Origin of the sequence: Propioniciclava sp., from assembly GCF_029977985.1 — a bacterium.
GTDB lineage: Bacteria > Actinomycetota > Actinomycetes > Propionibacteriales > Propionibacteriaceae > Propioniciclava.
In genome coordinates this window covers 1-10,178 of the sequence record NZ_JARKOT010000123.1, presented here as the reverse complement: position 1 = coordinate 10,178, position 10,178 = coordinate 1, and the positions used below count along the sequence as shown (strand labels likewise).

10 protein-coding genes are annotated in these 10,178 nt (G+C 71.8%); 6 read left to right on the top strand and 4 right to left on the bottom strand.

Going from position 1 to position 10,178, the window contains the following annotated elements; translation table 11 throughout:
• Positions 1–1,094, bottom strand: a 1,094-nt coding sequence (locus Q1K57_RS08015; protein WP_300080724.1) for a M4 family metallopeptidase, incomplete at its 3' end; no start/stop codon positions are given.
• Between the two features lie 56 nt (positions 1,095–1,150).
• Between Q1K57_RS08015 and Q1K57_RS08010 the strand changes: the two genes are divergently transcribed.
• The 5 genes from Q1K57_RS08010 (at position 1,151) to Q1K57_RS07990 (ending at position 7,397) form a co-directional block, all read left to right on the top strand.
• Positions 1,151–2,419, top strand: a complete 1,269-nt coding sequence (locus Q1K57_RS08010) for a glycosyltransferase 87 family protein (RefSeq protein WP_300080721.1) — start codon at positions 1,151–1,153, stop codon at positions 2,417–2,419.
• A gap of 141 nt (positions 2,420–2,560) precedes the next feature.
• A complete protein-coding gene (locus Q1K57_RS08005) occupies positions 2,561–4,219 on the top strand; it encodes a vWA domain-containing protein (RefSeq protein WP_300080718.1) in 1,659 nt (552 codons plus the stop codon).
• Positions 4,220–4,232: 13 nt separating this feature from the next.
• Positions 4,233–4,865, top strand: a complete 633-nt coding sequence (locus Q1K57_RS08000) for a hypothetical protein (protein ID WP_300080716.1) — start codon at positions 4,233–4,235, stop codon at positions 4,863–4,865.
• The gene (locus tag Q1K57_RS07995; protein WP_300080713.1) at positions 4,862–6,004 is read left to right on the top strand and encodes a hypothetical protein; all 1,143 of its coding nucleotides are present in this window, start codon (positions 4,862–4,864) and stop codon (positions 6,002–6,004) included. Before Q1K57_RS08000 ends, Q1K57_RS07995 begins: the two co-directional genes overlap by 4 nt.
• A 46-nt stretch (positions 6,005–6,050) precedes the next feature.
• Positions 6,051–7,397: a toxic anion resistance protein gene (locus Q1K57_RS07990; RefSeq protein ID WP_300080710.1), complete on the top strand. Its 1,347-nt coding sequence runs from the start codon at positions 6,051–6,053 to the stop codon at positions 7,395–7,397.
• A gap of 83 nt (positions 7,398–7,480) precedes the next feature.
• Here the strand turns inward: Q1K57_RS07990 and Q1K57_RS07985 are convergent, their stop codons facing one another.
• The 3 genes from Q1K57_RS07985 to Q1K57_RS07975 are packed head-to-tail and all read right to left on the bottom strand — an operon-like array spanning position 7,481 to position 9,843.
• Positions 7,481–8,317 carry a maleylpyruvate isomerase N-terminal domain-containing protein gene (locus Q1K57_RS07985; RefSeq protein WP_300080707.1) on the bottom strand — a complete coding sequence of 279 codons (837 nt, stop codon included), beginning with the start codon at positions 8,315–8,317 and terminating at the stop codon, positions 7,481–7,483.
• A 60-nt stretch (positions 8,318–8,377) separates the two neighbouring features.
• Complete coding sequence (locus Q1K57_RS07980; protein ID WP_300080705.1) at positions 8,378–9,325, bottom strand: hypothetical protein; 948 nt, start codon at positions 9,323–9,325, stop codon at positions 8,378–8,380.
• Positions 9,322–9,843 (bottom strand): SigE family RNA polymerase sigma factor, encoded by a 522-nt coding sequence (locus Q1K57_RS07975; protein WP_300080703.1) that lies wholly within the window; start codon positions 9,841–9,843, stop codon positions 9,322–9,324. The genes Q1K57_RS07980 and Q1K57_RS07975 overlap by 4 nt, the downstream gene beginning before the upstream one ends.
• Positions 9,844–9,959: 116 nt before the next feature.
• On the opposite strand from Q1K57_RS07975, the gene Q1K57_RS07970 reads away from it, so the two are divergent.
• A partial coding sequence (locus Q1K57_RS07970; protein WP_366525356.1) for an FAD-dependent oxidoreductase occupies positions 9,960–10,178 on the top strand: 219 nt, incomplete at its 3' end.

Genomic DNA, 10,178 nt, shown 5'->3' with positions numbered 1-10,178 from the left:
TTCGTGGACGCCGCGGGTCGCCGCGACGGCTGGCGAGCCGGGGCGGGCACGACGTCGACCGCCGCCCAAGCGGCAGCGAGGGCGTCCGTCTCGGGTGAACCCTCGCCGAAGCGGGCGGCCGCGGCGGCCTGGGTGAGATGGGCGAAGGTGGCGAAGTCGCAGTCGGCGCGAATGTCGCCGGTGACCGTGTCGTACCAGATCTGGAGCGGCGCCTCCCAGGCGTGGCCGCCCAGGGTGGTCGCGAGGACGTGGAACGCCTTGTTGGGGATGCCCGAGTTGATGTGCACCCCGCCGTAGTCGTCGGTGGTGTCGACGTAATGGGCCATGGTGGCGGGCTGAGGGTCCTTGCCGAGGCGGGGGTCGTCGTAGGCGGTGCCGGGGGCCGCCATGGACCGCAGGGCGACACCCTGCACGCCGGGGCCGAGGAGTTCCGCGCCGATGAGCCAATCGGCCTCTGCGGAGGTCTGACCCAGGGCGAACTGCTTCGTGACGACGCCGAACACGTCGGAGACGTGTTCGTTGAGGGCGCCCGACTGGTCGGAGTAGTTGAGGCCCGAGGTGTACTGGGTGAGCCCATGGGCGAGCTCGTGGGCGATCACGTCGAGGCTGGAGGTGAAGCTGACGAACAGGTCGCCGTCGCCGTCGCCGAACACCATCTGCGTGCCGTCCCAGAAGGCGTTCAGGTAGTCGCGGCCGTAGTGGACGGTGGCGGGCAGGCCGAGGCCGCGGTCGTCGAGGGAGTCGCGGCCCAGCGCGTCGTGGAGGAGCCGCCACGTGTCGCCGAGGCCGTCGTAGGCCTCGTCGGCGGCCCGGTCACCCGTCGGCGCGGCGCCCTCGGCACGCACGAGCGTGCCGGGCAGCGTGGTGGCCTTCTTCGCGTCATGGACACGTCGGTTGGGGCCGGTGCCGTTGTCGCGAGCCGGCCGCTGGCTGGACGCCTCCGCGGGCCGGGCGCCCGGGCGGGCCGGCCGCAGGGCCTGGTCGTGGGCGAGCGTGGTGCGGGCGCCCGCCGCCAAGTCCGCCGGGCCGGTGTCGGCCAGGTGCTCGAGCAGGTAGGGGGGAACGATGCTGCAGAAGTGCCGGGGGTGAGTCATGGGGACAGTCTGCACGCCGCGTCCGACATTTCTGTGCCGGATGCCATCATGGGACGGTGCCGCAGACCGACCGCCGCCGCGCCGCATGGGGTGCGGACCCGACGACGGCGGCGCTGGCCGTCACCGCTGTGGCCGTCGCGTGGCTGGCGCTCAAGATGGTGTCGATCTGGGCGTGGGTGATCCTGCCGGGCGAGTACGGCGACACCTACTACTACTTCCTCACCGCCGAGGCCGCGTTCCGCGACGGGACCGGCATCCGCACCGCATTCACCGAGTACCCCACGCCCGCCGGCCTCCTGCTGCTCGCCCCCTACGCGCTCGGCTACGACGACCACACCAGCTACCGGAACATCGTCATCGTGGCGACGTCGCTGGCGGACGCCGCCTTCGCGATCCTGCTCGGACGCCGCCTCGGCCCCGTGCCCGTCCTCGGCTGGATGGTGCTCACCACCGTGCTCGGGCAAGTCGCGCTGCTGCGCTTCGACATGCTGCCCGCCGTCTCGGCGGGTGCCGCCGTCCTGTTGGCCGCGCAGGGAGCCGGGCGGGCGGCGTCCGTGCTCGTGGGCGTGGGCACGGGGCTGAAGCTGTGGCCGATCGTGCTGACGCCGCTGGCCGTGCTGGCCGACCGGGGACGCCGCTGGCTCGCGCCGGCGTGGTTCGCGGCGACGGGGGTCGCCTTGGTGGCGTGGAGCCTGATCGTGGGCGGGTGGGAGCGGCTCTGGTCGCCGTTGGACTACCAGCGCGACCGCGGGCTGCAGATCGAGGCCGTCCCGGCGACGGTGCCGATGCTGGAGTGGGCGCGCGAACCCGGGTACCGGGTCTGGTACTCGACGTTCCACGCGTTCGAGGTGGAGGGTCCGACGGTCGGGCGCTGGCTCGGGTTCGCCCAAGGGGCGACCTGGGTCGCCGTGGCGGGCTGTGTGCTGCTGCTGGCCGTGTGGTGGCGGGGCGGGGCCCGGCGGGAGGCGCTGGGCTGGTTGGCACTCACGTTCATCGGCGCGTTCGTCGTCAGCTCGCGTGCCCTGAGCCCGCAGTACCTGTTGTGGCTCGCCGCACCCGTGGCGGCGATCCTGGGCCTCGAGTGGCGGGTCGAACCGGCCGGCCGCGGAGCGCGCGTCGCCGGGACCGTGAGTTACCTGGTGGTGGTCGTGCTGTGTCTCCTGACCACCGCCATCTACCCGGTGTACTACGGCGGGCTGACCGGCGTGGGCGACGAGACGCCGCGCGCCCTCGCTCTGCTCACCCTGCGCAATCTCGGGCTGCTGGGCCTGCTGGGCGCCACCGCCGTGTTGGCGTGGCGCGAGAGCCGGGGCGTGGTCCAGTAACCGGGTGACGGTCGAACGGCGGTTGAAGCGCAGGGCCCGCCGGGCTTGGTGCTGGGCCAGCCCGATGACCCACGCCGCCCGGGGCCGGATGTTCACACGGTGTTCACCAGCGCGTCGCCAACGGTGCGCTAGACAGGCAGCATGAGGATCCGTCGCCTGCTCACCCTCGCGGTGGTGATGCTCACCCTGGGGCTGGCCTGGGTGCTGGGGGGCTGCACCGCGTTCGGTCCCGACCCCGGTGAACAGCCCTCGGGTGGCCCCACGGTGAATGGCGACGTGGGTGCGCCGGAGACGACGCTCTCCATCGTCGCGGGCTCCGAGCAACAGTCCGTGCTGACCGAGATCGTTCTTCCGTGGTGCCGCGCGCAGGGCTACTCCTGCAACTGGCGACTCCTCGGCTCGGTCGACCAGGCGCGGCTGCTCCAGTCCGGCGGTTATGACAACGACGCCTTCTGGTTCGCGAGTTCGGTGTTCAGCCAGATGGGCAACACCTCCGGGGCACTGCGGGATTCAGAGCCGATGTTCCTCACCCCCATCGTGTTCGCCGCGCGGCCGGCGGTGCTGACCCGCCTCGGCCTCGGCGACCAGTCGACGGCCGAGCAGGTGATGGCGGCCACCGAGTCGGGCAAGGCGCGGGTGTGGGCCACCAATCCCACCCAGTCCAACTCCGGGGCGACCGTGTTGTTTAGCTTCCTCAACATCGTGGCCGGCAACCCGCCCGGACAGGCGCTCACCCACGACCAGCTCAATTCGACCGAGGTGGTCGACGGCATGCGCCGCTTCTTTGCGGCGATCGACCGGACGCCGCCCTCCACCGGCACGATGACCTCCATGTGCGTCGCAGCGCCCGACGAGTGCGAGGCGATGTTCACCTACGAAGACCTCGTCATCGAGAAGAACGCGGAACTCGCCGCGGCCGGGCAGGAACCCCTTCACGTCGTCTACCCGCGGGGCGCGCTCGGCATCTCGGATGCGCCCCTCGGGTTTGTCGACCACGGGCAGGAGGGCGCCGACGCGAAGTATCGGATCTTCACGGAGTTGAAGTCCTACCTCACGACCGATCCGGCGGCGCTGACGCAGTTGCTGGCGATGGGACGCCGACCCGCCGCAGGCGTGGGGCTCGCAGTGGCCGACCCGGATCCTGCCGTCTTCAATCCGGACTGGGGCATCCAGGCGGACATCGCCGAGCAGGGGGTCACCTTCCCTGCCGCCGATGTCATCACCGAGGCACTGGACCACTATCACACGGCCTTCCGCCGTCCCGCTGACATCTACTACTGCCTGGACGGCTCGGGATCCATGGGGGGCAACGGCGGGTGGTCCGGCGTCCAGTCGGCTGCGACCGCCCTGTTCGACCCGGAGGAGGCCGCGCGCAACCTGCTGCAGACCGCGCCCGACGACCGCACCACCGTCGCCGTCTTCAACGACCGGGTCTCAGGGGGACCATGGCGCGTCGACGGAAACGCCGACGCCGACCTCAGCGACCTGGAGGGGAGGATCCGGGCGCACAGCCCGGACGGAGGGACCGATATGTACGTGTGCCTCGACCAGGCGCTGGACTCGTTCGCGGGGACCGACCGTAAGCGGTTGATCGTCGTCATGTCGGACGGGCAGTCGTCTCCGTCCGGATCGTCCGCGATGTTGGCCGCCCTGCGGCAGGCGCAGGTCCCGGTCATCGCGATCGCTTTCGGGGATGTGGACCCCACCCAGCTGCGCGATCTCGCTGACGCTTCGGGCGGCGCCTACGTCGAGAACAGCAACCTGGTCGCCGCCCTGCGCGAGGCGGCGGGCTACAAGTGAGCGCGAGGTGTCCGTGATCCGTCGCCACGCGACCGTCGTCAGCGCCGCCGTGCTCGTGCTCGTCTACGTGGCGCTGTTCGTGGCGCTCGACGGCGCTGGCCCGGCGCTGCGCCTCGGTGGCCCTCTGATCTTCGGCGTGCTGGCCGCGATCGGCGTCCAGGTGTTATTGGGGCGCACGCCCGCCCAGATCAGCGACGACGCCTACGCCGACGACGCGCGGGGCAAGGTCGACGCCTGCCTGGACCTGGTGCGACGCATCGGCCGGGCGGGGCGCGACCTCGCCTCACCGAGCATGCGGGACGTCACCGGCCGCATCGCGCACGTCGTCCCCGAACTGCTGCGCCGCGTGGAGACGACGTCACCGACGTCGGTCTACTCCTCGGCCTCCCAGTGGGAAGGGCACCTCACCTCGCTCCTCGGGGTGGTGACGACCTATGGCGATGTCGAGCAGCATCCCACCTTCTACGAGGACTCCGACCACCTGCTGACCTCCGGTGAGGCGGCGTCCCGGCGGTTCCTGGAGTTCGCACTGGAGTCGATCCGGTTGGTCAACTCCGGCGACATCGCCGCCTACCGCGCCAACCTCGCCACCGTGGCGCCGCCCAAGATGCCCGCCCTGGGCACTCGTCAGGAAGGGGACGCATGAAGCCCCGCGTCATCGTCGGTCTTGCCATCCTCCTCGCTGTCCTGCTCGGCGGCGGCCTGCTCGTGATGTGGTTCCAGGGCGGTGGGGGACGCCCCGTCGGCCCGTCCACCGCCGCCCCGGCCGTGGTGAAGTGCGCGGGTGGCTCGGAGAAGAGCGCCCTCATGCGCGACCCGGAGGTGGTCGCGATCCTCGCCGCCGACTACGGCATCTCGCTCGACTTCCGTTCGATGGGCTCGTATGCCCAGGTGCTCTTGTCGGCCGACGAGATCCGGGCGCAGGGGTTCAACTGCCTGTGGCCCAGCTCGGGATCGGCGCGCTTGGTGTTCGAGAGTGGACACCGGGGCGAGTTCGCCGAGTACCGCGCGCAGACGGTGCTCCAGAGCCCGGAGGTGGTCTATTCGGGACCCCAGGCGACGGACGCCCTCACGCGCGCCGGTCTCGTCACCGACGATGGCGGATCCCGCATCCTGGACATCAAGGGGCTGCTCGCCGGGCACGTCCTCACCGGGGATACCTGGGAGAAGCTGCAGGCCGGGCGCCTCGCCGGCCCGGTACGGATCGCCACGACGGACGCCGCCACCTCCAACTCGGGCTTCACGATGGCCCAACTCCAGCTCACCGTCATCGCCACGGAGGACGTGTCCGTGCCGCCGACGCTCGAGCAGGCGCGGGCCGTGCTGCCCACCATGCGGCATCTCTACGAGACGGCCGGGCTGCAGGCGTCGAGCTCCGACGGGGGCTTTCGCCAGTGGCTCACCCAAGGCGGCGAGTATGCCGCGCCGTTGTACGCCGGTTACGAGAACCAGATCATTCAACTGGCCACGACGTCGCCCGACCCTGCCCGCGTGCTCGCCAACGTGTCGATCCTCTACCCGAGCCCCACGATCTACTCCGACCACCCGATCCTCGCCCTCGACGCCGCCGGCTCCCGCCTGATCGACGCGATGAGCGACCCGCGGATCCAGGCACTCGCCTGGCAGAAGTACGGCTTCCGCTCGGCGTTCGACCCGAGCCTGAACGACACATCGCGGTTCGGGGATCTCCCGCTCGCCGCCCAGGTGCGCACCATCCCGGCCCCCTCCGGGGAGGTCACGCTGGCGCTCCTGCACTGCTTCGAGGACGCGACGCAGTGCTCCTGATGCTCACGCTCCCGCACGGTTCCTGCCCCACGAAAGGTGATCTGCCATGACCCTGTCCATCGACTTCGCCTCCCTCACCGGCACCGCCCCGGCCGCCACAGGCCCGGCCGACACCGAGGTGGGTGCTCTGGCCCGCCGAGCGGCGTCCGGGACGAACGCGTCGGCCACGCTCTCCTGCCTCGCCATCCTCACTCCGGAGCAGGCCGCCCAGGCGCGGGCCGTGGCCCGGCAGCAGTTCCCGGTGCTGCTGGCCGACACCGACCAGCTGGCCGTGTTCGGCGACGCGGCCCTGGCGGCGGTGAACACGCAGGTGAATCGGGTGTTCAAGGAGGTTGGCCCCGTCCAGATCCCCGAGCTGACCACGATCATGCACCAGATCAACGATCGGATGCGGGTGCTGCGCCACAAGTACGACCCCGCCGACCCGCGCGTGCGTGAGGCGTTCGACCGGTTCTGGGACGCCGTGCGCGGGGTGTTCGCGAAGGGGCGCGACATCGTCGAGATGCTGTTCGAGGAAGCGCGATCCGTCGAGCAGCAACTCGACCGGATCGCCGGTCAGCTCGCCACCAAGCAGCACGAGCTGAAGCGAAACGTCGCGCTGTGCGATGAGTTGTACAAGGCCAACGAGGCGTCCATCGGGCAGCTGGTCGGGGCGATCGCCGTGATGGAGGCGATGGCGACGGAGGCGGCGTCCGCGCAGGAGGCGATCGTGGTCGATCCCGACGATCCGGACCGACGGTCGAAGCAGGAGCAGCGGGCCCGCGTCACGGAGTTCATGGCTGCCCTCGCCACGCGCATCAACGAGTTCCAGCAGCGGCTGTTCGTGGCGTGGTCGACCTCACCGCAGATCCGGAACATCCGGGCGCTGCACTTCGGGCTCGGCCAGCGGCTCGCCCTGCTGGTCAACCTCACCATCCCGACGATGAAGCTGACCATCGCCCAGTGGGCCCTTCTCATGCAGGCCGATCAGGCCGCCCAACTGCAGCAGGCCGTCAGCGACGGGGCCAATGAGGTGTTGTCGGCGTACGCGGCGGCGTCCGGGCAGGCCATTCCCCGGGTGGCGCGGCAGATGCAGACGCCGACGCTCGCCCCGCGGACGATCCTCGATGTTGCCGACTCCCTGGATCGACAGGCGACGGGCATCGAGGACGCCGTCCGTTACGGGGAACAGGCCCGCCGGGAGGTCGTCGCGGCCATCCTTGTGGCCCAGGAGTCCATGGAGGCGTCCTCGGCGAAGCTCGACGCCACGGTGGCCGATCTGGTGCACCGCGCGGCCCAACCGGTCGACCTGGCCCCGGCACCGGAACTGCCGGACGCCGTGCTCGCGTTCGTTGCCTCCGGGCCCGGGGACGGCCCCTCCTCGCCCGAGGGGTCCGCAGGAACTGGGCGGTGAAGACGGCAGCGACGCGCCCTACCTGTTCCTCGTCGGCTGTTCCACAAGGCCAGGCGATCTCGTGAACCGGGGCCGGAGCGCCGCTACTGCATTCCCGTCGCTTGGACGGTGCGCAGCGCGGTGAGGGCGTCGAGGTCGCCGGTTGCGGCGGGCTCCGGCCCGCGCCCCCACAGCCACAGCGCGAGTTCCTGCGCGGTGCCTCGTACGGACGCCGCCGGCTCGGCCAGCGGGGCGGTGAGGAGAGCGGTGGCGTCCGGCTGGGCGACGTCGAGGAGCACGGCGCCGGGTTCGTCGTAGCTCTTGCCCGACTCGCCCACGCCCCGCCAGCGGCCCGCCTGGACGAGCCAGCGGCGTCCGGTGTCGGTGGCGGCCAACTCGACGGGGACACCCACCTCGGCGAACGTGAAGCCGGGCAGGGTGCCCCACCAGGCCCACATGGCTTGGAAGGCGTGTGCGACGGCGTCCTCGGCGAGAGCGGGCTCGAGGGGGGTGACGGCGGCGCCGGCCGTGAGCTCGGCGTCGATGCGGTGCATGGTGGCCTCGTGGGCCTGCATGCGGCGGGTGGAGCCGACGGTCTGGGCGGTTTCGAGCCAGAACCAGGCGGGGGTGTCGTCGTCGGGGCGCGCCCGGAGCTCGTCGACGAGCGCCTGGGTCTCGGTGGCGAACAAGGCCAGCATCGCGTCGCGGTCGGCGGGGCGGGCGGGCTTGGCAGCCTCGACCGCCTCGACCTCCTCGTCGGTCATGGCGCCCGTGTGGAGGATGCGCGCCCAGAACGCGTGCACCTCGGTGAGGTGCCACAGCAGATCGTCGGCGTTCCAGTCCGGGCAGGTGGGGACGTCGGCGTCCGGGTCGGTGCGGTCGAGCACCTCGGCGAATCGGGCGGACTCGGTCGCGAGCGTGTGCGTGAACGTCTGGGCCATGCGCTGATCGTCGCAGCCCGACACGGCCGGTGGGAATGCCCCCCGGGGTGGCGTGGCAGCTCAGCAGCCGCCCGAGCGCCAACGGCACATCTGGGGGAGCGCGTGGTCGGTGACCTCGCGGAGACCCGGCTCGGCGTGGCCGGTCTGCCACGGGTCGCCCACGAACTCCCCGGACGCCGACGCCATGGTCACCGCCCGGCCACTGCGCACGTACAGGGTCGCGCTGCCCCCCGGGGTCGCGCCGGTGACGCCGTCGATCGTCCGCTCGGTCCACGTCGACCAGACCAGCGCCTCGTCGCCCACCCCCTCGGGCGCCGCACTCGCGGTCCGCGTCTGGTAGTCAGGGTCGCTCGACGTGACCGCGCAGGACGCCGTCGCCGCCGCCAGCTCGTGCAGGAAGGCCCGTGCGTCGTCCTCGGTCGCGAACACGAGGACGCCTTCGGCCAGGTAGCTCTCCGGTCCGGTCGAGCCGATCTGGCGCCCCGCGGTGAGGGTGCGCAGCGACGGGAACGTCTGGGGGGCATCGCAGGCCAGCACCAGCTCGTCGCTCGGCTCCCAGGCGGTCTCCATGGCGGTGGCCGGCACCCCGTCGTGCAACAGCCGGAAGTCGCCGAGAGCGCCGAAGGCGCCCGGCCAGCGGGTGGTGTCGGTCCAGCCGCCCGCGCTCGACGGGGTCGTCGAGGTCGCCGGCCCGGCGGACGGGGTCGCGCTGGGGGAGGGCTGCGCGGTCGGCGTGGGGACCGCCGACGGTGTGGGGCTGGCTGCCGGCGACGGCGACATGCTGGTGATCGGGACGGCGCGCTGCGGTGCGGTCAGCTGCGTCAGCCCGAACACGGACGCCGCCGCCACGGCCACCACGGCCACCCCAGCTGCAACGGTCCGCCGCCGGCGGATGCCGCGCCCGCGCCGGATCACGGCGCCGGCCAGGTCGTTCGCAGTGGACGCCGCAGCGCCCGGCTGGGCGTACCACAGCTCGGTACGCAGGTCGTCCTCACGCAGGGGGCTCATGACAGGCTCCTCGTGGCTTCGGCGGCGTCGCCCCGGCTGCGGAGCCGGGCGAGCGCGCGGGAACAGGTTGACTTCACCGTGCCGACGCTCACCCCGACCTCCTCGGCGACCTCGGCCTCGGGCAGGTCGGCGTAGTAGCGCAGGACCACGATGGCGCGCTCACGGGCGGTCAGGTGCGCCAGTTGGCGCACGATGAACGCGCGGTCGTCGGCGGCGGCGAACGAGGCGTCGGCGGCGGCGTCCGGGCGCCAGTCGCCCATCTCGACGGGCACGGTCTCGTAGCGGCGGCGTCGCCACCGGTCGGTGGCGAGGTTGACCATCACCCGGCGCGTGTACGCCCACGCGGTCTGCGTGTCGATGCGGCGCCAGTGGAGCCACGTCTTCAGCAGCGCGTCCTGGACGAGATCCTCGGCTGTCTCCCGGCCGCCCGTGAGCAGCCACGCGACGTGCCGCAACGACCCCGCATGGGTCGCCACGAACGCGGTGAACTCCGCGTCCACGGCCTGGGTGGCAGTCATGCCCATGAGGACGAGCGACCTCCTCGCCGGGTTGAGTGCTTTTCGGACGCCATCCTCGCAGTCCCGGCATCGCGGCGTGGCAACGGGGTTGGGTTGAGGCAGCGGCGTCCCGCACAATGGTGCGGCTGCCCAACCGCGGGCGGCGCCCACGAGGAGGATCCCCCATGGCCAAGCACCGCGTCGTCATCATCGGGTCGGGCTTCGGCGGCCTGTTCGCCGCCAAGGAGCTCGCCGGCACGAACGCCGAGGTCACCTTGATCTCGAAGAGCCCCGAGCACCTGTTCCAGCCGCTGCTCTACCAGGTGGCGACCGGCATCCTGTCCGAGGGGGCGATC

Coding starts and splice junctions, on each gene's coding strand:
- Q1K57_RS08005 (WP_300080718.1), top strand. CDS start 2,561: ATGAGGATCCGTCGCCTGCTCACCCTCGCGGTGGTGATGCTCACCCTG.
- Q1K57_RS07995 (WP_300080713.1), top strand. CDS start 4,862: ATGAAGCCCCGCGTCATCGTCGGTCTTGCCATCCTCCTCGCTGTCCTG.
- Q1K57_RS07990 (WP_300080710.1), top strand. CDS start 6,051: ATGACCCTGTCCATCGACTTCGCCTCCCTCACCGGCACCGCCCCGGCC.
- Q1K57_RS07985 (WP_300080707.1), bottom strand. CDS start 8,317: ATGGCCCAGACGTTCACGCACACGCTCGCGACCGAGTCCGCCCGATTC.
- Q1K57_RS07980 (WP_300080705.1), bottom strand. CDS start 9,325: ATGAGCCCCCTGCGTGAGGACGACCTGCGTACCGAGCTGTGGTACGCC.
- Q1K57_RS07975 (WP_300080703.1), bottom strand. CDS start 9,843: ATGACTGCCACCCAGGCCGTGGACGCGGAGTTCACCGCGTTCGTGGCG.